This window comes from Rhodothermales bacterium (assembly GCA_017643395.1).
In the GTDB taxonomy this organism is placed as follows: Bacteria; Bacteroidota; Rhodothermia; order Rhodothermales; family UBA10348; genus JABDJZ01.
On sequence record JAEPNP010000004.1, the window covers coordinates 171,768 to 196,832 of the forward strand.

General features: G+C 64.2%; 22 protein-coding genes. 16 read left to right on the forward strand and 6 right to left on the reverse strand.

Annotated elements, in window-relative coordinates; all coding sequences use genetic code 11:
* Positions 1–18 precede the first annotated feature (18 nt).
* The 6 genes from JJ896_13400 to JJ896_13425 are packed head-to-tail and all read left to right on the forward strand — an operon-like array spanning position 19 to position 6,702.
* Positions 19–1,620: an NADH-quinone oxidoreductase subunit M gene (locus JJ896_13400; protein MBO6780643.1), complete on the forward strand. Its 1,602-nt coding sequence runs from the start codon at positions 19–21 to the stop codon at positions 1,618–1,620.
* A 24-nt stretch (positions 1,621–1,644) separates the two neighbouring features.
* Positions 1,645–3,186: a sodium:proton antiporter gene (locus tag JJ896_13405; GenBank protein ID MBO6780644.1), complete on the forward strand. Its 1,542-nt coding sequence runs from the start codon at positions 1,645–1,647 to the stop codon at positions 3,184–3,186.
* Complete coding sequence (locus JJ896_13410; protein ID MBO6780645.1) at positions 3,173–3,481, forward strand: 4a-hydroxytetrahydrobiopterin dehydratase; 309 nt, start codon at positions 3,173–3,175, stop codon at positions 3,479–3,481. The genes JJ896_13405 and JJ896_13410 overlap by 14 nt, the downstream gene beginning before the upstream one ends.
* 11 nt (positions 3,482–3,492) lie before the next feature.
* Entirely contained in the window at positions 3,493–4,977 is a 1,485-nt protein-coding gene (locus JJ896_13415; GenBank protein ID MBO6780646.1) for an NADH-quinone oxidoreductase subunit N, read from the forward strand.
* A 3-nt stretch (positions 4,978–4,980) separates the two neighbouring features.
* Positions 4,981–5,559, forward strand: coding sequence for a hypothetical protein (locus tag JJ896_13420; protein MBO6780647.1), 579 nt, complete (start codon positions 4,981–4,983; stop codon positions 5,557–5,559).
* A 42-nt stretch (positions 5,560–5,601) separates the two neighbouring features.
* A complete protein-coding gene (locus JJ896_13425; protein MBO6780648.1) occupies positions 5,602–6,702 on the forward strand; it encodes an NAD-dependent epimerase/dehydratase family protein in 1,101 nt (366 codons plus the stop codon).
* A gap of 36 nt (positions 6,703–6,738) precedes the next feature.
* Here JJ896_13425 and JJ896_13430 read toward each other — a convergent pair whose 3' ends face one another.
* Entirely contained in the window at positions 6,739–7,821 is a 1,083-nt protein-coding gene (locus tag JJ896_13430; GenBank protein ID MBO6780649.1) for a PepSY domain-containing protein, read from the reverse strand.
* A 25-nt stretch (positions 7,822–7,846) separates the two neighbouring features.
* Positions 7,847–8,797, reverse strand: coding sequence for a DUF1460 domain-containing protein (locus tag JJ896_13435; protein ID MBO6780650.1), 951 nt, complete (start codon positions 8,795–8,797; stop codon positions 7,847–7,849).
* A gap of 158 nt (positions 8,798–8,955) precedes the next feature.
* On the opposite strand from JJ896_13435, the gene JJ896_13440 reads away from it, so the two are divergent.
* Together JJ896_13440 and JJ896_13445 are read left to right on the forward strand one after the other, a co-directional pair.
* Positions 8,956–9,567: a superoxide dismutase gene (locus JJ896_13440; protein ID MBO6780651.1), complete on the forward strand. Its 612-nt coding sequence runs from the start codon at positions 8,956–8,958 to the stop codon at positions 9,565–9,567.
* A 54-nt stretch (positions 9,568–9,621) separates the two neighbouring features.
* Positions 9,622–10,278: a 4'-phosphopantetheinyl transferase superfamily protein gene (locus JJ896_13445; GenBank protein ID MBO6780652.1), complete on the forward strand. Its 657-nt coding sequence runs from the start codon at positions 9,622–9,624 to the stop codon at positions 10,276–10,278.
* Here the strand turns inward: JJ896_13445 and JJ896_13450 are convergent.
* Genes JJ896_13450 through JJ896_13465 form a run of 4 tightly spaced genes read right to left on the reverse strand, consistent with a single transcriptional unit; the run spans position 10,245 to position 13,720 of the window.
* Positions 10,245–11,606 (reverse strand): glycosyltransferase family 2 protein, encoded by a 1,362-nt coding sequence (locus JJ896_13450; GenBank protein ID MBO6780653.1) that lies wholly within the window; start codon positions 11,604–11,606, stop codon positions 10,245–10,247. The genes JJ896_13445 and JJ896_13450 overlap by 34 nt on opposite strands.
* Positions 11,599–12,486: a hypothetical protein gene (locus JJ896_13455; protein ID MBO6780654.1), complete on the reverse strand. Its 888-nt coding sequence runs from the start codon at positions 12,484–12,486 to the stop codon at positions 11,599–11,601. The genes JJ896_13450 and JJ896_13455 overlap by 8 nt, the downstream gene beginning before the upstream one ends.
* Positions 12,486–13,217, reverse strand: coding sequence for a YaiO family outer membrane beta-barrel protein (locus tag JJ896_13460; protein MBO6780655.1), 732 nt, complete (start codon positions 13,215–13,217; stop codon positions 12,486–12,488). Before JJ896_13460 ends, JJ896_13455 begins: the two co-directional genes overlap by 1 nt.
* On the reverse strand, positions 13,205–13,720 hold the full coding sequence (locus JJ896_13465; GenBank protein MBO6780656.1) for a DinB family protein: 516 nt from the start codon (positions 13,718–13,720) through the stop codon (positions 13,205–13,207). The genes JJ896_13460 and JJ896_13465 overlap by 13 nt, the downstream gene beginning before the upstream one ends.
* Before the next feature lie 76 nt (positions 13,721–13,796).
* On the opposite strand from JJ896_13465, the gene blaOXA reads away from it, so the two are divergent.
* From blaOXA to JJ896_13505, 8 genes are all read left to right on the forward strand, one after another.
* Entirely contained in the window at positions 13,797–15,266 is a 1,470-nt protein-coding gene (gene blaOXA / locus JJ896_13470; protein ID MBO6780657.1) for a class D beta-lactamase, read from the forward strand.
* A 72-nt stretch (positions 15,267–15,338) separates the two neighbouring features.
* Positions 15,339–16,934 (forward strand): NAD(P)/FAD-dependent oxidoreductase, encoded by a 1,596-nt coding sequence (locus JJ896_13475; GenBank protein ID MBO6780658.1) that lies wholly within the window; start codon positions 15,339–15,341, stop codon positions 16,932–16,934.
* Between the two features lie 121 nt (positions 16,935–17,055).
* Positions 17,056–17,544: a DinB family protein gene (locus tag JJ896_13480; GenBank protein MBO6780659.1), complete on the forward strand. Its 489-nt coding sequence runs from the start codon at positions 17,056–17,058 to the stop codon at positions 17,542–17,544.
* 26 nt (positions 17,545–17,570) lie between these two features.
* Positions 17,571–18,365: a hypothetical protein gene (locus tag JJ896_13485; GenBank protein MBO6780660.1), complete on the forward strand. Its 795-nt coding sequence runs from the start codon at positions 17,571–17,573 to the stop codon at positions 18,363–18,365.
* A 77-nt stretch (positions 18,366–18,442) separates the two neighbouring features.
* The gene (locus tag JJ896_13490; protein MBO6780661.1) at positions 18,443–18,811 is read left to right on the forward strand and encodes a hypothetical protein; all 369 of its coding nucleotides are present in this window, start codon (positions 18,443–18,445) and stop codon (positions 18,809–18,811) included.
* Positions 18,812–18,872: 61 nt separating this feature from the next.
* The gene (locus tag JJ896_13495) at positions 18,873–20,087 is read left to right on the forward strand and encodes an amidohydrolase (GenBank protein ID MBO6780662.1); all 1,215 of its coding nucleotides are present in this window, start codon (positions 18,873–18,875) and stop codon (positions 20,085–20,087) included.
* A gap of 105 nt (positions 20,088–20,192) precedes the next feature.
* Positions 20,193–20,579, forward strand: coding sequence for a hypothetical protein (locus JJ896_13500; GenBank protein ID MBO6780663.1), 387 nt, complete (start codon positions 20,193–20,195; stop codon positions 20,577–20,579).
* A 1,015-nt stretch (positions 20,580–21,594) separates the two neighbouring features.
* Positions 21,595–25,038 carry a methylmalonyl-CoA mutase family protein gene (locus JJ896_13505; protein ID MBO6780664.1) on the forward strand — a complete coding sequence of 1,148 codons (3,444 nt, stop codon included), beginning with the start codon at positions 21,595–21,597 and terminating at the stop codon, positions 25,036–25,038.
* The last annotated feature ends 27 nt before the right edge of the window (positions 25,039–25,065 follow it).

Genomic DNA, 25,065 nt, shown 5'->3' on the forward strand with positions numbered 1-25,065 from the left:
TAGCCGCATCGCTTCCTGATGAATATCCCGAACCTCACTTCTGTCGTCATCTTCCTCCCGCTTCTGGGAGCGTTGGTGACGCTTCTCGTTCGCGGTGACGCCATCAAGTGGTCGGCACTTGGGGTCACGCTGCTCACGTTCGTGGTGTCGCTGGGCCTGCTCATGGGCTTCGATCCCGCGGTCTCCACGGCCACGGCCCCGCAGATGGCGGACATGCTGGACGGCTGGTTCGGTGACCGGCTGGACATCAAGTACTTCGTGGGCATCGACGGGCTGAACATCCTGCTGATCCTGCTCACGACACTACTGGGCCCCATCGTGGTCCTGTCGTCCTGGAACTACATCGGCAAGAGCCACAAGGCCTACTACACGCTGCTGCTCGTGCTTCAGACGGGTGTGACCGGCGTGTTCGCGAGCTTCGACATTTTCCTGTTCTACATCTTCTTCGAGCTGACCCTGATCCCGATGTACTTCATCATCGGCATCTGGGGCGGAGAAGACCGGGTGTATGCCGCCGTCAAGTTTGTGCTGTACACGCTGGTAGGCTCGCTGCTCATGCTTGTGGCGCTGCTCTACCTGGGCTACGCGGCGGGCGATGCGGTCAATGCCGGGGTGTTCACCACCGACTGGTACAAGCTGGTCAGCTTCAACATGCCGCTGGACATGCAGGGCTGGTTGTTCCTGCTGTTTGCCCTTGCGTTCGCGATCAAGGTGCCGCTATTCCCGCTGCACACCTGGCTGCCGGATGCGCACGTGCAGGCGCCGACCGGCGGATCGGTCATTCTGGCCGGCGTGCTGCTGAAAATGGGCACCTACGGCCTCGTCAAGTTCTGCCTGCCGTTTTTCCCGGCGGCGGCACAGGAATACGCGATGACCTTTGCCATTCTGGCGGTCATCGGCATCGTGTACGGAGCACTGGTCTCAAGGGCCCAGACGGATGCCAAGAAATTGGTGGCCTACTCGTCGGTCAGCCACCTTGGTTTCGTGGTGCTGGGCATCTTCGCGTTTACCACGGAAGCCCTGCAGGGCGCCGTGATCCAGATGATCAACCACGGCATCTCCACCGGCGCGCTCTTCCTCCTTGTCGGCATGCTCTACGAGCGTCGCCATACGCGCGTCATGACCGACTTCGGTGGCATCGCCAAGAGTGTTCCGGTACTGACGTTCGTCATGATCCTGACCGTGCTGGCATCGGCCGGCCTGCCCGGACTCAACGGATTCGTGGGTGAGTTCATGATTCTGATGGGCTCCTTCAAGAGCACGGTCATCGGGTCGCCCCTGCTCATTGCGTTCGCAACGACGGGCGTCATCCTCGCAGCCGTTTATCTGCTCTGGATGGTCTACCGCATGTTCTGGGGATCCCTCGAGCGCGACGAGAACCGCTTTATGCAGGACCTGAACGCCCGCGAGCTGGCCCTGCTTGCTCCGCTGGTTGTGCTGATGGTCTGGATGGGCTTCGGCCCCAAACCCTTCCTGGACCTCAGCGAACCAAGCGCCGAGTTCCTGCTGGATACCATCGAGGCCAAACAGGCCTGGAATCCGGCCGAACACCCGCGCCTGGTCTTTGACGGCACGCGGTTTGTCCCGGCCGACGGCGATCTCGAACTCGCCACCCGATAGCTTCGCCCGCTCATGTCCGCCCGTATGAGAACCTTCCGTTATCTGCCGATTCTGCTGCTCCTTGCCGGCCTTGCCGGTTTCAGCAGTCCGGCCATCGCCCAGGAATCGCCCGCATCCCCTACGGAAGCGATTGCCGACTCGGCCGCCATTCAGGATGCCGACGCCGACCACGCCCAGGATGCCGACAATGCGCTGGACGCTGCCGCCGGAGCGGATACGCACGCCGCCGATGACCACGGCGACGACGGGCACGGCCCGCTCCCGCCGGTCTGGCTGGTCATCCCGTTTGCCGCCATCCTGCTCATGATTGCGACCGGGCCGCTGTTCTACTCCCACCACTGGCACCACCACTATCCGAAGTATTCTGTCGCGCTGGGCCTGAGCGTGGCGCTGTACTACGGATTTGTGCTGCACTCCTGGACGCCGGTCATCCACGCGATTCAGGAGTACGCGTCGTTCATTGCGCTGGTCGCGAGTCTCTTCATTGCGGCTTCCGGCATCTACGTGAGCGTGAACGCCAAGGGCAAGCCGGTCACCAACGTCGTCCTGCTGTTCTTCGCGTCCGTAATCGCGAACCTGATCGCCACGACCGGGTCGGCCATGCTCTTCATTCGAGCCTACATGCGCTTGAACACAGGCCGACTGAAGCCCTACCACATCATCTTCTTCATCTTCCTGGTGGCGAACGTCGGCGGCGCGCTGACGCCCATCGGCGATCCGCCGCTGTTCCTCGGCTTCCTGCGCGGTGTGCCGTTCTTCTGGACGATGGTGAACGTGTGGCACATCTGGCTCTTCGCCACGATTCTGATCCTCATCGTCTTCTTCGTGATCGACAGCCGCAACAAGGCGGAGGCACCGGATCCGGATCCGAACAAGTCGCTCATCGAGCTTGAAGGCAAGAAGTCCTTCATCTGGGTGGCCATCATCATCGGTCTGGTCTTCGTCGACCCGAACGTCTTCGACTGGGTGCCCAACCTGTACGCGGACTATCACATCCCCATCGGCATCCGTGAGATGCTGATGTTCGCGGTGGCCTTCGCGGCCTTCTTCACCGCCGACAAGACGGCGATGGAGAAGAACGAGTTCAACTTTGAGCCCATCCGCGAGGTGGGTTGGCTGTTCCTCGGCATCTTCGCCACCATGCAGCCCGCCCTGCAGCTGATTTCCAACTTCGCGGCCTCCAACGCGGACGCGCTCGGAGTAGGCACCTTCTACTGGGGTACCGGCGTTCTTTCGGGCATCCTGGACAATGCGCCGACCTACCTGAACTTCCTGGCAGCAGCCATGGGCAAGTTCGGCCTTGACGTGAACATGCCTTCAGCGGTCGTCGAGTTCGCCACGGGCGTCGACTCGGCCGTCTACCTGCAGGCCATCTCGGTGGCCGCCGTGTTCTTCGGTGCGATGTCGTACATCGGCAACGCTCCCAACTTCATGGTGAAAGCCATCGCCGAGTCAAACGGTGTCGAGACGCCCTCCTTCATGGGCTACATCGTCAAGTACTCGATCCCGATCCTGCTGCCCATTTACCTGATCATCTACATCGTCTTCTACAGTGGCTGGTTCTAGCACATCCAGATCGGCGCTGTCTCCTTCGGAGGTACGGGCCGGCCTTTCCGGGCTGGATGGCTGGTCCTACGAGGACGACAAACTGCACCGCACCCTCGAGTTCGGCACGTTTCGGGAGGCCATGGGCTTCCTGACCCGAATTGCGTTTGAGGCAGAGGAGCTCAACCACCACCCCGAGCTCTTCAACGTCTACAGCACGGTGCGCATCGGACTGACCACCCACGATGCCGGCGACAAGGTGTCTGCCATGGACCTTGAGCTGGCCCGGCGCATCAACCAGATCGCCTGGATCTAACCCGCTTCCCGATGGATCTGACCAACGCATACGCCGACCTGGCGGGCGACCTCATGGCTACCGCCCCCATCACGCTGCTGGCCGTGCTCGGCCTGATTGCCGTGGTGGTGGACAGCTTTCGTAACGACCATCGCAGCGTTCCGTGGATTGCCGGCGTCGGCCTGGGCGTGGCGCTGGTCTGGGAACTGACACGCCTGAATGATCCGGCGGGTACCGCGTTCTACGGCATGCTGCGCACGGGCGGCTTTGCCTCGTTCGTCAACGTGGTGATTCTGCTCGGAGCCGGCCTTTCTGTAGAGCTTTGCGGCACCTACCTGAAGCGGATCAAACACAACTACGGCGAGGTGTATGCCATCATCCTGTTCGCGACGGTGGGCATGATGGTGCTCGGTGCATCGAACAACCTCATCTCCGTGTTTGTGGGCCTGGAGACCATGTCGATCTGTCTGTATGTGCTGACGGGGCTGGTTCGGGATGACGAAGGGGGCATCGAAAGTGCACTGAAGTACTTCCTGCTCGGCGCCTTCGCCACGGGATTTCTGCTCTACGGCATGGCCCTAATCTACGGGGCAACGGGCACCTTCTACCTGCCCGAAATCGCAGCCGCGGTGGCCATCAACGGTGCCTCCATGCTGTTCTGGGCCGGCACCGGCCTCCTGCTGGTGGGCTTCATGTTCAAGGTCAGCGCGGTGCCGTTCCACATGTGGACCCCGGACGTGTACCAGGGCGCGCCGACCACGATCACCGGCTTCATGTCAACGGCCTCCAAGACGGCAGCCTTCGCATCGCTCATCCTGGTCCTGTTCCTGGCCTTTCCGGGCGATGAGCTCTCCTATCCCCTCGCCGTCATCGCCCTGATCACCATGGTGCTGGGCAACGTGCTTGCGGTGGCGCAAAACAATGTGAAGCGCATGCTGGCCTACTCATCGGTGGCCCATGCGGGGTATGTGCTCGTGGGCCTCGCGGCAGGCTCGCAGGCGGGGTATTCGGGCGCGCTCTACTACATGCTGATCTACACGCTGATGAACATCGGTGCGTTCGGCGTGATGGCCCTGCTGGAATGGGACGACAAGGAAGGCCGCGAACAGACGCTGGACTCCCTGGCCGGGGTCGGGCTGCGCAAGCCGCTGCTCGGATGGACGATGGTGTTCTTCATGTTCAGCCTGTCCGGTTTCCCGCCGCTGGGCGGCTTCATGGGCAAGGTGGCTGTGTTTGCACCTGCGGTCGAAGCGGGCATGGTGTGGTTGGCGATTGCGGGTGTGCTCACATCGGCGGTGTCTGCCTACTACTACCTGAGGGTGCTGGTCGTCTTCTTCATGCGGTCCGAGGATGAGGTACGCGTCCCGGTCGCAAACAATGCGTTTCCGGTTCCGCGTAGCGCAGCTGCCGTGCTGATCTTCTGCGCCGCGGCCCTGCTCGTGCTCGGCGTGTACCCGCAGTTGCTCGAACTGACAGAGTCCTACTTCGCGTCGACGGCCGTTGCGTCCCTGCCCTGAGCCGTGCGTTCGCTGGCCAAGGAGCTGATCCCGCACGCCCCGAAGCTGGGGCTGTACGTCGCGCCCCACATCCCGACGGACAAGCTGGACAACGCCATCAAGGATTATGCGCCTGATGTGCAGATTCCGGAAGTCCTTGCGCTCTATGACGGCACCCTACTGGGCAGCGCCAAGGACGGCGTAGTCTTCTGCAAGGAGCGGCTGGTATTCCAGAACACGGACCTGCAGGCTCCGCAGGAAATCCGCTATGACGACATCGTCCGGGTCAACGCCCGCAAAAAGCTCCTGCGTGGCACCAAGGTCTACCTGGACGTCAACCGCGGCCGAGCCACCACGGAGGTGGTCATAGATTTCTCCGCGCGCGATGGGGCGGCAGAGCATGTGGCCTCTTTCCTGGGAGAGGCCATGCTGAAGGACGTCGATTTCGGGCGGGAGCAGGCGGACCCGGCACCACCAGGTCGCCAGGACCCGACCACAGACCGGCACGCGGTCGAGGACGCGCTTGATCGGCTGCAGAAGGCCGGCAATTTGACGCGGGAAGACAAGTACCGCATGCTGGAGGCACTGGACCAGCGAGCGTAGGCGCGAGGCTGGTTATCTTTGCGGGCCCAACTCAGAGGCTCCATGCACTCTCGTCGACAGTTTCTCAAACAGGCCGCCCTGGGGACCGCAGCGCTTGCCCTGCCCCGCATGCCGCGGCGCTCGATGCGCCTGCTCATTCTCGGCGGTACCTCATTCACAGGACCACATCTTGTCCGATTGGCGATCGAGCGCGGGCATACGGTGACGACCTTCACCCGCGGCCTCACCGCTCCGGCCCTGCACGGCGAATGGTTCGCGGAGGCGGAGATGCTGACGGGCGACCGGGACGGCGACCTTTCTGCCCTGGAGGGCCGGAACTGGGATGTGGTGCTGGACAACTCCGGACGGAGCGAAGACTGGACGCGTGCCTCCGCCGAACTGCTGCGGAATTCAGCGGAGCTGTACGCCTACACGTCTTCGACCGGTGTATTCTATCCCTATCTCGGCTCCGGCATGACGGAAGCGACCCCGGTAGCGCTGGCCTTGCCGGAGGATCGTCAGGAGGACGGGGCGATGCGATATGGGGTCATGAAGGCGGCTTCCGAGCAGGTAGCCCGGGAGGTGTTCGGGCACGATCGCAGCCTGATCTTTCGCCCAACCTACATTGTCGGGCCCGGGGACCGCTCCAATCGGTTCCCGTACTGGCCTGCCCGATTGGCTCGTGGACGCCGGGTCCTGGCGCCAGGTCTACCTGACGACCCTGTGCAGTTCATCGACGTGCGGGATCTGACCCGCTGGATGCTGGATGCCATGGAGGCCCGGTTCGCCGGCACCTGGAATCTGGCCGGTCCCGGATTCGCGATGGGCATGCGCGCTTTCCTGCACGGCGCGCACGCCGCGTTCTCCAGTGCCGTCGAATGGGTCTATGTGCACGATCATGCTTTCTTCCAGGAGCACGGCATCGAAGCCTACGTGCCCTGGATTCTGCCGGTCGGTGACAATTACGGCTCCGCCCGCATCGACCCGGCGAAAGCGCATGCTTCCGGGCTGACCCATCGCCCCCTGGCCCAAACCGTTGCGGACACCTGGGCGTGGTGGCAATCGCCGGCGGTATCTCAACAGCGGCGCGACTCCCTGTCGGGAGAACGCTCGCTGATGGCACGGGAGGCGGAGTTGCTGGCGGCCTGGCAGGCCCGTAGCTGACGGCCTCGGCAGGCGTGTAACTGACAGCCCCGGAAGCTAGCTTCGGCGCGGTCCGGATTCCCGACGCTTGCGCCGAAGGCGCCATGCGGGGTACCACATGACCACTCCTGTGACAGGAAGCAGCACGGCCACCAGACAGGCCAGGGCCGCCAGGATGCGGCCACCGAGCCCCAGTATGCTTCCTGTGTGGATGGGGAGCATCAGCGATCTCACCCTGGTGCCCCCGGCCATGTCGTCAAACCGGTCCAGTCGGAGCAGCTCGCCATCGCCCGAACTCAGGAACGCGACATCTGCCGCATCATCATGCAACCTCTGTGGCAGAAAGGCGCGGATGGACGCCGGCCGCGACGAAGCTGCCGGGATGGAAAGGACAAAGCGCTCCGAATCCGGGAAGAGGTACTCGGCTCGTTCGAGCAGCTCCGTGTAGCTCCGCGTTTCCTCCCGCAAAGCCTCCGGAACCGAAGGACCGGGCTGCTGCCGCTCCCCACCACCTGCGGCGATGGCGGCTTCGCTGGCCCAGGAGTAGGCAAAAGGGAGCCCGGTAACAGCCAGTACAAGCAGCACAAGCACGGCGTACGAGCCCCAGACCTTGTGAAAGTCCGCAAGCAATCGGCTGAGGCGGCGTCCCCGGTAACGCATGGTGGCGACGTCGCGAAATCGCTGTCGCTTGCGTGGCCACCAGACGAATGCGCCCGTGAGCATTACCAGGATGAAGATCAGCGTGGCGGCACCGACCACTGTTCTGCCGATCTGGCCCGCGACCAGGCCGCGATGGATACGAAACAGGCTCATGTACCAGCCATGCTCCCGCTCGTACACAAATTGCTGCCGGGAGACGGGGTCGAACGCTATGTGTGCAGCACCGGCAGACGAGCGCCCCGCTATCAAAGGCAACCGAGACCCGTCGCGGTAGATCGTCACGGACCCCGAGCGAAAGCCCTGGGGCAGCGCAGCCATCCACTCATCCGGATCCAGGTCTGCAGTCGGCGCCTCGGCGAACCAGGCGGGATGCAGCACCCGGTTGATTTCGTCCTCAAAGGCCATGGGTATGGCGGTGGCGCACACCACAAGAATGACAGACCCCGACGCCAGGCCCAGCCAGCGGTGCAGTCTAACCATCCAGCCTCTCAGGCGGCGAGCCGGCTCAGCCATCGGCCGGGCGGGCCACCAGGATGCCCTGCTGAACTCGCACGCCCTGCACGTAGTCGGCGAGATCCTCTGAGATCTTCACGCCCCCGGACGTGGAGGCGTGAAGTAGACTTACACGCCCGTCTGGTTGTTTCAGGGCGATGCCGGTGTGCGTCACGTCGAGTCCTTCCAGACCGGCGGCGGTGGATACGATGTCGCCCGTGCGGATGCGATCGTAGTGCTGTCGAATCTCTTCCTGAGGTATGAAATGCAGGGTGAGCGTCTGGCGCAGGGACGCCTCCGCCTCCTGCACACAGGCGTACACTTGGTCATCTTCCAGGGCCGGATACGCCGAGCGGTGGGCCGACATGAAGCCGATCTCCTTCGGGAAGGGCATGCCTCCAACCTCGGCACTGACGTCCTCCACGAGTCCTCGCTCCTCATTGACCTGGATCCACTCGGTGAAGTAGTGCAGGCGATCGCAATACGCGTCTGCCTTCCCGTGCCGATAGCGCTGTTCTTCCGTGCGTCTGAGGTAGCCCTCCCAGGAGAGATCGCCTGACCTCAGCCCCCGAGCCATGGAGAGGAGTGCCTCCACGAACGTAAAGCAGTCGAACGCGTCCAGGCGTGCCACCACGACCTCGTGCCCAAATCCGTCCAGTGGCCCGACAACGTAGGGGGCTCCGAGAAAACGCGGACCCAGCGCGGCCATGATTTCGGCGATGGGCCTGTCTGGCAGCCCCTGCTGTACGGCCCACGCCATCAGCTCGTGGAATCGTTGCTCCGTGCTGTCGGTCGGGGCGTGCGCGTGCGACCCCGCAAATCGTGTCCCCGCGGCACCGGACTGCGCGTCAGTGTCGTGAGTGGGCTCGGTCTGGAGGACGGCAGCCTGGGCAGGCAGGTGTGCCGGAGTTTCGCGGCCGGAGCAGCCAGCGAAAAGGACCAGGAGTAACAGCAGTCGCAGCATGGGCAACAGACGCACGTAGCGGCCATCCGGTTCTGCCAGGTGCGACTTGCAGCACCAGACCGCGGGCTACCGACGGGGAAGCAACCTCAGGGCGGCCCGACCGTTCTCTGGAGACCGGTTTGCTCCGGTACCACCCACAAGAAATCAATAGTATCGACATGTCCCATTCGCTTCCTGACCTTCCGTACGCCCACGATGCCCTGGAGCCGCACGTTGATGCCCGCACCATGGAGATCCACCACGGAAAGCACCATCAGGGCTATGTCAACAAACTGAACGCCGCGCTGGAGGGCCACGATGCCCTGGCAGGCAAATCCATTGAGGAGCTGCTACGCGGCATCGACAGCGTGCCGGCCGATATTCGTGACGGTGTGCGCAACAACGGTGGCGGACACGCCAACCACTCGCTGTTCTGGAGCGTGATGTCTCCGTCCGGTGGCGGCGCTCCGCAAGGCGCCCTGGCCTCGGCAATCGACAGCGCTTTCGGATCCTTTGACGCGTTCAAGGAGAAGTTCGCCGCGGCAGCAGGCACGCGCTTTGGGAGCGGCTGGGCCTGGCTGGTTGTCACGGGGGACGGCGGCCTTGACGTCTACTCGACGGCCAATCAGGACAGTCCCTACATGCAGGGCCATACTCCCATCCTCGGGCTGGATGTCTGGGAGCACGCCTACTACCTCAACTACCAGAATCGCCGTCCGGACTATGTGTCGGCCTTCTGGAACGTCGTGAATTGGACGGCGGTCTCGTCGAATTTCGACGCCGCGAAGTAGGTCTCGAGTACGAACCTGGCGGGGGCGGCCGGACTCCGGTCGCCCCCTCTTTGTATGCGGCTGCCAGATCACATTTCGCTCCTGGAGCTCTCGGCACATTCCGTTTCGGATGAGGAGGCCGCCGGCTACCTGACACCGGAGGAGCGCACCCGTCGGATGAGTTTCCGACATGAGGGTCGGAGACGATCGTTTGCACTCGGTCGCATGGCGGCCCGAACGCTCCTGGCTGAACGGCTTGGGTGTCCGGCCCTGAAGGTTCCGCTTTCCGTGCGCGAGGACGGCTCGCTGGAGGTGGTGGATTCGCCTCTCAGAGTATCCATTTCGCACAGCGGTGCGCTGGCGGCCGCGACCGTCGCGCCCTGTGCCGTCGGCGTCGATCTGGAGGCCATGAAACGCCGGCCGGAAAGCCTGTTCAGGTTCATCCTCGGGCCCTCTGAAACGTCACTGCGGGATGCCGTGGAGTTGCCCGCCTGGCAACAGATCGTGCTCTTCTGGTCGTTGAAAGAGTCCGTACTGAAGGGACAGCGCACGGGGCTCAGAATGTCCCCAAAGGCGCTCCGACTGGAGGTGGATCTCGAGGACTGCGCGGCCGTGATTCACGGCGATCGGCAGTGGACCAGTCGGTTCGAAATGGATCAGGAGCGCGTGCTTGTGGTGAGCTGGTCACCGGACCAGGCCTACCAGGAGTGCTTCGCTCCAAACGCCCACTGAAAAAACCCGATTGAGCGCCACGCAGCATGCATCTGCCGGTAGCCCAGATTCTCCACGACGGCAGTCAGGCACAGGCGCACCACATCCCTGCCCGGGTAGATGCGCAGGGCTATCTCCTCCAGTAGCACCGATGCCACCGACAGGAGCATCGACAGACCCACGGCCAGGATAAGGAAGGCAACCACGGCCTCGTCCGAGATCCAGCCCATCGCCCAAGCCATCAGGGTGACGACGTAGCCCAGCGTCTCCAGGATGGCACTGAGCCATTCGAAAACGACCTGTGACGGAAAGGACAGCCACCCCAGTGCCCCGTGACGAAAAGTCGTGCCGCGGAACTTGGTCACAACCTCGGAAAGGCCGCGGTGCCAGCGAATCCGCTGCTGCCTGAGCACGGCGACCGATTCGGGTACCTCGGTCCAGGCCACCGGCGTTGCCACAAAGCCGATGTGGTACTCGGGCTGGTGCTCGCGGGCCCACAGGTGGAGTTTCATGGTCAGGTCCATGTCTTCTCCGATGGCGTCCAGGCTGTAGGCGCCTACCGCTACGACTGCCTTGCGGTCAAACAGGCCAAACGCCCCTGAGATGATGGTCAGCGCGTTGAACGGGACCCAACCCATGCGTCCGAACAGGAAGGCGCGCACGTATTCCAGCGTCTGGATCCGGGCCCAGAAGTTCCGGGGCACCCGCGCCTGCCGCACGTATCCGTCGGGCCCGAGTTCACAGCCGTTCAGGGGCAGGATGGTCCCCCCTACGGCGAGCGTGCCCGGTCTGCGCTGGAATTCGCGCACAGCTCGTTGCACGGTATCGCGTTCAAACAAGGTGTCGGCATCGATGATGCAGACCAGGTCGTGGCGGGCGTAGTTGATCCCCGCGTTCACCGCGTCCGCCTTGCTGCCGCCATTCTCCTTGTCGACGACGAGGATGTCGAAGGGGACGTCAGCGCGGTAGACGCCCCTTGTGGGCGCACTCGGCACGGCCGACCGCGGAGGCAGGAAGGCCGGCGTCAGCGACAACTCTGCCTTCAGGACTTCCAGGGTCCGGTCCGTGGATCCGTCGTTGACCACCACGATCTGGAGCGCCGGGTAGTCCTGTTGCAGCATCGTGCCCAGGGCTTGCATGATGAGGGCCTCCTCGTTGTAGGCCGGCATCACGATCGATACCGAGGGCGCGTAGGGAGCGGTCACCGGCGGCAGCGGGCGGAGACCCTTTCGAGGAAGCCGGCTCAGAATCTCGATGAACGCCACCATGACGAGGGCGAAGTACGAAACCTGCATCAGGCCGAAATAGCCCAGAAAGATCCATTCCAGCGTGCGGGCGACGTCAGCCATGAGCCTCCTCGTCCAGAGGCCTCCATACAAGGGCCCGTTGCCGGTAGCCTGCCGCCCAGGGGCCCGGGTTGGCTCCCGCATCCGCCTGGCCCAGCGCCCGCTCGATCAGCTCGATGTGTTCCGACCGCTGCACCCGGTACAGCAACTGGGCGATGTCGTCAAAATCACCTGCGGTCTGGAGTTCGTGCCGGATGAGTTGGGTGGCCCCCGCATGATGGGACGACTCCAGTGCGGCAACAATCCTGTGTGTGCAATCGAAGGCCGCTGCCTGGCCGATCAAAACGGATTTTGCCTGCTCACTCAGCGCGGCGACGGACTGCGCCACCGAGTGCTCAGGCCACTCCGGCCGGGCGCAGAGGGCCTGACCGACCTCCCTGAGGGCCCGTTCCTCGTCGATCCGCAGCAATGCCTGCCAAGCTGCCAGAGACAGAAGGGGATCGCGGGATGACACCAGGACACGCAGCCGGTCGAAGACCTCGGATCGGCCCAGATGACCTAGCGCCTGAAGACCGGAAACGCGCTCATCCCGACTGCGTCCCCGAAACGCCAGCGCGACGGCAGCGTGTCCCAGATCGCAGGCATAGGCGATCTCCCGCAGTCTCGCCAGGCGCTCGGGTCGGCCGCGCTGCGCCTCGGCAGCAAGATTCCACCCACGGACGAGGTGATGCATCTCATCCGGATGGAGCGACAGAAGGCGTGAACTGACCGGCCCCTTGTCCGACGCCAGGTAGTCCTGCCAGGCATCCACAAAATTCGCTCTCCGCATCGCCCAGAAGCGACCCCAGATTCGGGCCGCGACCATGAGCGCAACGAGGTAGAGGACCATCGCGCTGGTGGCGATGGCTGCCGCCAGGGCCAGCCGAAGCTCAAGGACCGGCATCACTCGAGTCCCAGCTGAAGGCCGATTCCGACCTCGAGCCGGGTACCGAGCAGCGAATCACCCTGCAAGCCTGCTCTGGGTGAGACGACTGCCCTCGCCCGGGCAATCGATGCGGATGCTCCGACCGACCACGTGCGAACAACCTGCAGCCGGACCGGCAATTCCACGGCTTCCCTGCCACCGGACACCTGCCACTGCAGCCAGTGGCTACCGACATAGCGCCGTGCGGACACGACGAGTGCCCCCTGGACCGGTCCGCCTTCTTCCGCTGCGAGCGGGACGGTGGCGCGCAGGTACCAGCGAGGTAGATATCGACCGATCCCCGGTGTCCAGATGGCAATATGGCCACCCGCAAACGCCATCTGCCTCAAGCTCAAGGACGGCTCCCACTCGCCTCCGGCATCAAGCCAAACACCCAGCGAGAGATCTCGGCGAGGATGGACCGCGGCATCCGGGGTGAACAGTGCGCGCAGATTCCAGTAGCCCCACGGCACCGAGAGATATGAATCTGACAGCACACGGACTTCGCGCGAATCGGCGCGCTCGGACAACCAGGCTTCGAGCCTGCTGGAAAAAGGCCCGCCGGAATAGCCCAGACCGGCCCGCGCCACGCGCCAGGAGGCACGATCCGATTCGAATGTCAGCTGACCAAGTCCGGCACTGACATAGGGCTGCGCGACAGCTGCTGACGCGCAGACCAGGACGAGAGCGAGGGGGGCTAGCTTGACCAGGGCGGCACCACCCCGTTAAAACGGGCGTAGGCTACCGCCTGGCCCACGTGTTCGTTCATGTGGGCAACCAACTGCATGAGCACGGCCCAGCTCGAAACCGCACGGCCGTACAGCGTCGTTTCCTCGGCCAGCGCCTCTTCGGTCATGGCCGGCACGTGCTTGCGCACATGCTCCACAGACTGGAGCAGCAGGTCCCGGACGACCTCCTTGTCGGTCTCGGACTCCATGGTGTCCAGGTCAATTCCCTCCGGAGCGGGGATGCCAAGGTTTTCTTCCAGATACATGAAGTTGTATCGGGCGATGTGGGCATACACCTCCGCGACGGTCATTGTGCCTTCGGACGGTGCCCATGAGTACAGTTCGGAAGGCATGGCTTCGCTCAGGCGCACCATCTTGCCCACTGAGCCGTTGAAATGATCCATGATCCGGTCGCGCACATCCGTCTGACCGGAGGCCGGCAGCGTGAGTCCCACGGCCAGCGCCAGGAGTAGAATTCGCTTCATGGCAGGTATCGCTGGTTTGCACCCAATCTACTGGTCGAACGGCGTAGGTTTCCCGAAACAAGACCAGAGACTACTGATGATGAGATGGGTGGCCGTACTGGTTTGCTTCCTCCCCTTCTCGGCGGATGCGCAAACCACCGAGCGCGTGGCTATCGCCAGTCATGGCTGGCAGATGATAGGAGACCTGGTCCTGCCAGCCGATACTCCCGCTCCGGCCGTGCTCATGCTGAACCAGGCCGCCGGCAATCGCGCCCCCTACCGAACACTGGCAGACGGGCTTCTGCTCGAAGGCATCGCTTCGCTCCGGCTCGATCTGCCAGGTCACGGCGAAAGCACAAACCTGGGCACATTCCAGCCTGGGGCGAACCGTCGGGACTCGCTGATCTGGCAGGCGGATCGTTTTGTGCAGGATGCGGTCGCGTGGCTCGGCGCGCATGGTGCCGTCGACGCAGAACGCATCGCCGTGGTCGGTGCGTCATACAGCGGCGAGGAGATGGCGGATGCTGGGCGAAAACACGGGTTTGCGGCGGCCTATGTGGCGTTGTCTCCGGGCTCGTTCAGCAACGATTCCATTGCCGGGATGGACTCGACCGGGGTGCCGTGGCTGTTCGTCGCCTCCAGGGAGGAGCAATTCCTGCAGGAAATCACGGCCGATGTGCTGGAGCGGAGCTCGCTGGCTGACGTGCTGCTGCTGCCAGGGCGTGCGCACGCCGCGAACCTCCTCCAGGAGCACCCCCGGCTTGCCGGTGTGGTGGCCTCCTGGCTCGCTGATTCTCTGGGCCCTCGGTGTGCGTTTCTGCCGTCCCGGCAGCTGGCTCCTTCTCCGGAGCTGGCGGCACTCTTCGCAGAGAGCGATGTGGACGGCACACTCGTTCTCTATGAGCCCGCAGCAGGCCTCCTGCGGGCCTCGGATCCGGACCGCGCCTGCCGCCGGTACATTCCCGCATCGACATTCAAGATCCCAAACTCCATCGTCGCACTGGAGTCCGGGGCCGTGCCGGACACGTCGACCGTCATTCCGTGGGATGGAGAGGTCCGCTTCTTTGGTCCGTGGAATCAGGACCACTCCATGCACTCCGCGTTCCGGTATTCGACGGTATGGTTCTACCAGGAGTTGGCCCGGCGGGTCGGAGACCCCGCCATGCGCCGCGCCCTGCGCAGGCTTGACTATGGAAATGCAGACACCGGCGGAGGCATCGACCGGTTCTGGCTCGATGGGGAACTGCGCATTTCCCCCGTGGAGCAGGTGCTGTTTCTCGAACGTCTTCGCGAGGGCCATCTCGATGCCGATTCGGACGTGCTGGAAACCGTGCGCGGGCTGATGATCGAGCGGGAATCCGCCGATTGGGTGCTCCGGGCCAAGACCGGCTGGGCGTCCCTCCCGGGCACGGATATCGGTTGGTATGTGGGTTGGGTCGAGCGCGGCGAACGGGTGGTCTACTTCGCGCTCAACGCTGATGCAGAAAGTGCCGAGGCCCGAAGCGCCCGCAGAGCCATCGTGTTTGATGCCCTGCGCGCGGAGGGGTTGATAGACGAGCGGAATTGATCAGGACTGGGGCCTGGCTGTAGGTTCGCGCATGCCATACACCACTATCTGGGAATAGGGCACTGCCGCCACATGGAGCCGAGTAGACGGGCATCTCAGCGTGATCAGGGAGAGGATGGTGCCCTGAGCGTCGCCGTCACCGAAGTCGAGGTCCTTATCGTCGGTGCCGGTGTGTCCGGAATCGGCAGCGCCTGGCACCTGGCCACGCGCTGTCCGGACCGCTCCTTCCTGATTCTGGAGGGGCGAGACCGCATCGGCGGCACCTGGGATTTGTTCAGGTACCCGGGCATCCGGTCAGACAGCGACATGTACACGTTCGGATACCGATTCCGACCGTGGACGGAGGGCAAGGTGTTCGCCGACGGTCCGTCGATCCGTCGCTACGTCGCTGATACGGCCTCGGAGCACGGCATACACCGCCGGATCCGGTTTGGGCACACAGTCACCGAGGCCCGATTCGACACCGCCTCCGCCAGATGGACCGTGCGGGCACAAACTGATGCTGGATTACGCGTTTTCCGGTGCCGCTTTCTCCTGATGTGCGCCGGCTACTATCGCTATGATCGGGGACATCGGCCCGCGTTCCCCAACGAGCACGCATTCAAGGGCCGCTTTGTGCACCCGCAGCATTGGCCGGAAGACCTGAACCTGCGCGGAAAACGGGTTCTGGTCATCGGATCCGGAGCGACGGCCGTCACCATCGTGCCGGCCATCGCGGATGAGGCGGCGCACGTGACGATGCTGCAGCGGTCGCCCACCTACATCGCTGCCTGGCCCTCCCGCGACAAGTGGGCCGACCGGTTGCACCGATTCCTGCCGGCCGGACTGGCTCATCGCCTCATTCGCCGCAAGAATATCCTGGGTGGCATCGGATTCTACCAGTTGTCCCAAAGGCTCCCCGAACGTGTCAAGCGGAACGTGATGGAGGCGGCGCGTGCGGCTATTGACGACCCGACCGTAGACGTGGATTTTCACTTCTCCCCGAGCTACAAACCGTGGGATCAGCGCTTCTGTCTCGCCCCGGACGGGGACTTCTTTGCCGCCATTCGAGACGGCAAGGCCAGTATTGCTACAGACCACATCGCCCGATTTACGGCCGACGGAGTTGAGCTGAAATCAGGTGAGCACATTCCGGCCGATGTCGTGGTGACAGCCACCGGATTGGAGATGCTCCTGTTCGGCGGCATTCCCCTGTATCTCGACGGGAAGAGGTTGAGGGCGTCGGAGCTTGTCACGTATCGGGGCATGATGCTCGGACACGTGCCCAACTTTGCGGTCGCGTTCGGCTACACGAACGCGTCGTGGACGCTCAAGGTGGACCTCACCGCGGAACGGGTCTGTCGCCTGCTCAACTACATGCGTCGTCATGGCTACGACCTCTGCGTGCCGACCCCGCCGGCGGATCTGGAACGTGCTCCCCTGCTGACATTTTCGTCCGGGTACGTGCAACGGGCGCTGGATGAACTGCCCCGGCAGGGCAGCCGGCCTCCCTGGCGCACGTATCAGAACTACGTGCAGGACATGCTCGCCATACGGTATGGGCGGCTTAGGGACGGGCACATGGTGTTCAAGCGTGCGCAGGAACCACCCGGACCAGCGGTTCAGGGCGACGGGATGGCGCGCAGCGATGTAGAACTGGCGGCGGCCTCACAGCCCATCGCCCAGTAGGCGCCGATCGCTCACTCGGGGGGGGGCTGCCAGGACTTGCACGAGGTGGCGGCTGCTCAGTAGCGTGGGGCAGCCTGACTGCCCGGGCGACTCTCCCCGATGCCGATCACTATCCAGTTGAATGATGTTTGTGCAACATGTCGAACGGCTCATGGTCCGGGAACTGACCACCATGATTGCCGAGGTCCGCGCCCTGAACGACGACGAACTGCTGTGGACCTGTCCATCGGGCATCACCAACTCGATCGGCACGCTTGGTCTCCACATGGCCGGCAGCCTCAGGCATTTCGTCGGGGCCGGGATGGGCACCACGGGGTATGTGCGGGACCGGCCGCATGAGTTTGCGGCGCGCGGACTCTCGGGCGATGCCGTCATCGCCACTCTTGAGGCGGCGATCGCGGACATTCGGGCGACGCTGCCCACCCTATCGGAGGCGAAGCTCTCCGAGGAGGTACTGATCAACGGCGTGACCATGAGCAACAGCCTTTTTCTGCTTCACATGTGCGCCCACACCGCGCTTCACGTCGGGCAGGCCGGCTACCTCCGGCGCATCCTCACCGGGCAGAACGAGTCCGTGGGCGTGGCGCTCATGTCGGCACTTGTGGGTTGAGCCGCGCCACGTGCGTTTTTCTGACGATGGCGCAGCCCGAGGGCTACGTCATCGATGATGACCTGGTAGCACCCGAGTTGTCCGTGCGAGGCATCGCCGTGCATTCGGTGCCGTGGCAGCAGGTCGGCCGCGAAGATTGGTCCCATGTCGACGGCGTCGTTGTTCGATCGACGTGGGACTATTACAACGACCCGGACGCCTTCCTGGAGGTGTTGGCCTCGGTACCGACCCGCATGATGAACCCGCTCGACACCCTGCGCTGGAATATCGACAAGCGCTACCTGCTCGACCTGCGTGACTCCGGGGTGCCCATCGTGCCGACCCGCCTCGTGAGCGACGGACGTCGTCCGGGACCCCTCGACTATCCGTCAGTCGTCAAACCTCGAGTCTCGGCCAATTCTGAGGGGGCCTGCGTGCTCCGGTCGCCGAAAGACCATGCGCGGTTGCCCGAGGGCCCGAGTCTCGTGCAGCCCTTTGTGGCGGAAATCCTCGGCGAAGGCGAACTCTCCCTTTTCTTTTTCGACAGGGAGTTCAGCCACGCCATTCGCAAAACCCCGGCGACTGGCGACTTTCGGGTTCAGGAAGAACACGGCGGCCTGATTCAGCCGTTCACACCGCCTGCGGAAGCACTGGAGACGGCCCGACGAGCCCTTCAGGCGGTCGATGGGCCGCTGCTCTATGCCCGCGTTGATCTTGTGCCATTCCAGGGTAGGCATGTCGTGATGGAGCTCGAGCTGATTGAGCCTTCCATGTACCTGCGCATGCATCCGGAAGCCCCGGCTCGCTTTGCCGCAGCGATCACCGCCTGGCTCAGGCCATAGGTCCGCTGCGACGACTCGCGTTGCTTCAAGGTCGGCGCAGGGGGCAGATTTGCGGGCAACCATCCCATCGCCCGTCCATGCATGCTTTTCTGATTGTCGCCCTCGTTGCTCTTGCCAATCCGGCCCCGGATGCCCAGGACCTGGTGGGCACGTGGCAGGTGGACCTGCGGCCGACCCCCGACTCCGGTCCGTACTATCAACCCTTTGTGGTGCGTGCGGTGGAGGGTGATGTCATAAACGGCACCTTCTACGGCTCGGCCGTGCAACTCAGTCAGGTGAATACCTCCTGGGGCGACGTGCAGATCGCATTTGTTACCACGGACGGATCGGCGCAGCGGTACGTGACCATGGCACGACTGGGTGACGATGGCGTGCTGCGCGGCTCAACGTATTCGCCGGATCGCGACCTGCTTCAGCCGTGGACGGCCGAGAGGGAGGACAAATAGCAGCACTGTTGCAAACCCGCCGGGCATTTCCGGGTCAAAGACCGGCACGAACTGCACGTCCATGTCTCGATTATTCCTTGTCCTGGCGACGCTCTGGGTCGCCGGACCGGCTTCTGCTCAGACCACCGAACTGTTTGCGGATGTGATGGCCTCCTGGCCGGACCTTGAGGCCGCGGTGGTGGAGGCGAGACATGACATTCACCAGCACCCGGAGTTGTCCGCGCAGGAGTACCGCACCGCGGAGAAGGTCGCTGAATGGCTCGAACGCTACGGCTGGGAGGTCCGTCGCGGGATCGCAGAAACGGGAGTCGTGGGCGTTCTGAATGGGGGGCTTCCAGGACCCCTGGTGGCATTCCGGGCGGACATGGATGCGGTGGAAAGCACGGCACCTGATCCCGTACCGTATGCCAGCCTGACACCCGGAATCCGCCATATCTGCGGTCATGACGTGCACACAGCCGTCGGGCTTGGTCTGGCCGCCGTGCTTGCAGAAGCACGCGACCGGCTGCCGGGGGCTGTGATGCTGATCTTCCAGCCTGCGGAAGAACGCGCCGATGGGGCATCCCGCATGCTGGAGGATGGCCTTTTCGAGGAGCACCTACCCGAGGCCGTGTTCGCCCTGCACACCGCGCCATATTCCGTTGGGCACGTTGCAACCATGCCTGGAGGCATGATGGTGTCGCGGTCGTGGGTGCATGTCGACATCACGGGCTCGGGAGATCTGGATGGTGCGGCAGCGGCTGCACGATCCCGTGTGATGGCCGAGAGCACGGTAGCGCCGATGGCGGCGTCCTTCCCATCGCCCCCGGATGCCGTGCTGGTTCAGCTGGCACCGACCCGAGGGAGCGGGGACTCACGCACGATTCGTGGGCAACTCATGACCGGGAGTCCGGTGATCCTGGACAGACTGGCACGCACGTTCGCAGCCATGGGCGACTCACTGAGTTCTGCTGACGTGCGAGTCGAAGCCCGCCTGATCCCCGCAGCCATTCCCGGCGTGCAGAACGATGCGACCCTTGTGGAACAGTCCAACGCGTCCCTTGCACGCCTGACGCCGGACGTGACCGTGCATGGCATTGAGTCTGTCGTACCTGCCTTCAGCGAGGACTTTGGTCACTTTCAGCGGCACACTCCGGGCGTTATGTATTTCCTTGGCGTCGGCCGTCAGGGTTTGCCGCACAGCGCGGGATACGTCGCGGACGACGCGGCGATCGGCGTGGGCGTGCGGGCGATGACCGCCGTAATGCTGGATCGGCTTTCCGTTCAGGACGGCTAGGGACCGCCGCTTTCGCGGCCTTTGCGAACCTCGAGGGTGCTGATCCGTCCCAGCATGGAGCGCCTGCGGTGAGTACGGCAGGCAGCTGGAGCCTAGGAGCAGGGCATGCCCGTCACGAGTACCAGACATGAGCGCGGAGTCATCTGGCTTTGCGATGGACTGGTCACCGGTGAAGAACTTCTTCTGGCGAACAGCGGAGACGCGCTGCTTTCACCCCTGCCGGAATTCGCGATCGTGGACCTGCGGGCAGTGACAGGTATCGACGTCTCGCACAGGGATCTCGCTTTCCTGGCCAGCCAGGACTCGCGCCTCACGCGGCTGCGACCGGGGTTTCAAGTTGCGTTCGTTTCCCCGAGTCCGGAGATCAGGGAGCTGGTGGAACGGTATGTGGACTACCTGTGCAAGCTGACGTTGCCCCCCGCAGACTGGGAGGTGCTCGTCGCAGATGCCATGGACGACGCCTGGGCGTCTGTGGGCTGCGCGGGGTCTTGAGGGCGCTTGGGGGGGGGCCGGCGGGGCGCAGCCTTGGGGGCTTGGCACGGGCTCGGCGCGGGCTCGGGGGCGCGGCGCGGGCCTCGGCGCAGGGGCGGGGCGCGGCCTTGGGGCGCACCCGACCGGTGCGGCACGCAGGGCGCGGCCTTGGGGGGGGCGCGGCGGCGGCCACTGGGGCGCCCCCGACCGGTGCGGGGGCCAGCTGGGCGCGCCGAGTGGAATGAGACCCCCGAATTCCACGTTTGGGCCGCCCAGAGCGCGCCCCGAGTGGAATACGCCCTCGGATTGCATGTTTGCGCCGACCCGGGCACGGCCAGAGTGGAATAGGGCGCCCGGATTACATTGCGCCCCCGAAATGGCGCTCCCCGACCATTCGAGCCGGCTCGGCGTGGCCGGCGCCGCGGCCTCCAGGGCGAACCGATCTCTGGCCGGCCAGGCCGCGTGAACCCTACCGGGCGGCGCGGCGCGGGGCGAGACAACCGGTGCGGCGCACATGGCGCGGCCGCGGCCACTGGGGCGCCCCCGACCGCCGCGGGGGCCGACTGGGCGCGCCGTGTGGAATGAGGCCCCCGAATTCCACGTTTGCGCCGCCCGCAGCGCACCTCGAGTGGAATACGCCCTCGGATTACATGTCTGTGCCGGCCGACGCAGGTCACAAGTGGAATCGGGCCCCCGGATTACACGTTTGCGCCTCCGAAATGGCGGTTCCCCGGCCGGCGGCGCCTGCTCGCCGTGTCCCGCGCCGCGGCCTCCAGGGATGAACTTCCCTCTGCCCGGCCGGCGGCGCCTGCTCGCCGTGTCCCGCGCCGCGGCCTCCAGGGTGAACCGCTCTCTGGCCGGCCTGGCCGCGGCCGCGGACGTGAACCCGACCGACCCGCCGCGCGGCCCCGGGGAGCGGGTCGTCCGGCGTCTGACGCACGGGCGTGCCGGGTGGAGTGAGGCCCCAGCCGTCTAGCGAACTTTCGCTGGACCGGGCGGTCCAAGCTGACTGCTCCCGCCCACCGCCCGCCTGACGATGCAGCCAGAGACGTACCAGACCAAGCACCCCGTACGATTCGTCACCGCCGCTTCCCTGTTTGACGGCCATGACGCGGCCATCAACATCATGCGCCGCGTGCTTCAGGCATCGGGCGCCGAGGTGATCCACCTCGGCCACAACCGCAGTGTGCAGGAGGTCGTGGACACCGCCATCCAGGAGGACGTGCAGGGCATTGCCGTCAGCTCCTACCAGGGCGGCCACATGGAGTACTTCAAATACATGCACGACCTGCTGCAGGAAGCAGGCTGCGGCCACATTCGCATCTACGGCGGCGGCGGCGGTGTGATCGTGCCGTCGGAGATCCAGGAGCTCCACAGCTACGGCATCGCCCGCATCTTTTCCCCGGAGGATGGACTGGCGATGGGCTTGCAAGGCATGATCAACGTCATGCTCGAAGAATGCGATTTCCCCCTCCCGGGCGTGAGGGACGGCTCGAGCCTCGGCACGCGATCGGCGAAGGTCATGGCCCGACAGCTGACTGCCGTAGAAGCGGAGGCAGCCGCTGAACCCGCGTTGCCGGCAGGCCCCGAAGGCGACGGAGGCATGTCCCTGGGCATCACGCTCAAGCCGGTCCCGGTGCTTGGAATCACGGGCACGGGAGGCGCGGGCAAGTCCACACTCACCGACGAGGTTATCCGCCGCTTCCTCAACGATTTTGACGATGTGGAGATCGCCGTCATCTCAGTGGACCCGACGCGCCGGAGAACCGGCGGTGCGCTGCTCGGCGATCGCATCCGCATGAACGCGATCTACGGCGAGCACGCAGACCGCGTCTACATGCGCTCATTCGCGACGCGCCAGGCCCACCGCGCCACCTCAAAGGCGCTGACGGACTCCATCGCAGTGTGCAAGGCCGCAGGGTTCGACCTGGTCATTCTGGAAACGGCGGGCATCGGCCAGTCCGATACCGAGGTCACCGAACTCGTGGACCTCTCGATCTACGTCATGACTCAGGACTACGGCGCCTCCACGCAGTTGGAGAAGATCGGCATGCTGGATGCGGCCGATCTCGTGGTGCTCAACAAGTTCGAGAAGCGCGGGAGCGCGGACGCCCTGCGGGACATCCGCAAACAGATGCAGCGCAATCAGGCGGCCTTCCACGAGGACCCCGATACCATGCCGGTCTTTCCGACCATGGCATCGAAGTTCAACGACTCGGGCGTGAGCCGGCTTTACCTCGCGATTCTGAGTCGTCTGAACGAGAACTACGCATTCGACCGCGAAACCCGGCTCTTCGAAGACGCGGACCTGCCGGAGCTACCCGCCGTAGAGACCGCGGTTATCCCGCCGCGTCGGCAGCGCTACCTCGGAGAGATCGCCGAAAGTTGCCGGACATACCGCGATCATGCGGAGGAGCAGGTGGCCATCGCCCGAAAATGGGGTCAGGCAACGGGCGCACTGCAGCAACTGAACGAGTGGGATCCTGAAGACCGGGACACACTGGTGGCCCGGCTGGACCAGATGGTCAAGCACTGGTGGGACCGCCTGGACGCCCGCAGCAAGGGCATTCTCGAGCAGTGGGATGACGTGGCCGCCCGATACACGGCGGAAACGTTCACCTACACGGTGAGGGGGCGCGATTTTGAAGTGCCCCTGTACCGAGAGTCGCTGAGCGGCACGCGCATCCCTCGGGTGGTACTGCCACGCACCGAGGACCCCGGAGAGCGCCTCCGGTTTGCGCTGCTGGAGAATCTGCCGGGCTACTTCCCGTTCACGGCGGGCGTCTTCCCGTTCAAGCGTGAAGGCGAGGACCCAACACGCATGTTCGCTGGAGAGGGCAACCCGGAGCGAACCAACCGCCGCTTCCATCTGGTCAGTGAAGGCATACCGGCCAAGCGCCTGTCGACGGCCTTCGACTCGGTGACCCTGTACGGCTTCGATCCGGACGAGCGGCCCGACATCTACGGCAAGGTGGGCAACGCGGGCGTCAGCATTTGCACGCTCGACGACATGAAGCGGCTCTACTCCGGGTTCGACCTGTGCGACCCGGCGACGTCCGTTTCCATGACCATCAATGGCCCGGCTCCGATGCTGCTGGCCATGTTCATGAACACGGCCATCGACCAGCAGGTGGAGCGCTACCTGCGCGAGGCCGATCGCTGGGAAAAGGTCGAGCGGGAGATCGAGGAGCGGCTCGGATCCCATCGCCCGAAATACCGGCCCACCGGACCGACCGGCCCCGAAAAGGAGCTGCCGCCAACCCATGACGGATCCGGACTCGGGCTGCTGGGCACTACAGGCCAGGAACTGGTCGATTGGGGGCTGCTCAGCCAGGAGGAACTTGACCGCATTGCCGCCGAGGCCGTCAGCCGTGTCCGTGGAACGGTGCAGGCCGACATTCTCAAGGAAGATCAGGCGCAGAACACGTGCATCTTCTCCACCGAGTTCGCCATGCGGCTCATGGGCGATGTGCAGCAGTACTTCATCGACCACCGGGTGCGCAATTTCTACTCGGTATCGATTTCGGGGTACCACATTGCCGAAGCGGGCGCCAACCCGATCTCGCAGTTGGCGTTCACGCTGTCCAACGGTTTCACGCTGGTTGAGTACTACCGCAGTCGCGGCATGGACGTCAACGCGTTCGCGCCGAACCTGAGCTTCTTCTTCTCGAACGGCATGGATCCCGAGTACTCGGTGATCGGCCGCGTGGCACGACGGATATGGAGCGTCGCGATGCGCGATCTCTACGGGGCCAACGAGCGCAGCCAGAAACTCAAGTACCACATTCAGACCTCGGGACGCAGTCTGCACGCCCAGGAGATCCAGTTCAACGACATCCGGACCACCCTGCAGGCCCTGATGGCGATCTACGACAACTGCAACAGTCTGCACACGAACGCCTATGACGAGGCCATCACGACGCCGACCGAGGAGAGCGTGCGCCGGGCGATGGCCATTCAGCTGATCATCAACCGGGAGTTGGGCCTGGCGAAGAACGAGAATCCGCTCCAGGGCGCATTCATCATCGACGAACTGACCGACCTGGTCGAAGAGGCTGTGCTCGTGGAGTTTGAGCGCATCAACGACCGGGGCGGCGTGCTGGGCGCCATGGAAACCATGTACCAGCGCGGACGCATCCAGGAGGAGTCGATGTACTACGAGCGCAAGAAGCTCTCGGGCGAGCTGCCGGTCATCGGAGTGAACACGTTCCTGGGCGCGGACGAAGATCAGTCGGGCGATGCGCCCGTCGCCCTGATGCGGTCTTCCACTGCGGAGAAAGACGCCCAGATTGCGTCTCTGCGCAGCTTCCAGGCACGCAACGCAGAACAGAGCTCGGCGGCGCTGGGCCGCCTTCAGGAGTCGGCGCGGGCCGGAGAAAACGTGTTTGCCGTGCTCATGGACGCGGTGAAAGTGTGCTCTCTGGGGCAGATCACTTCGGCACTGTTTGAGGTCGGCGGTCAGTACCGGCGGAATATGTAGGGCCGTTGGTCGGTTTTGGTGCCGGAG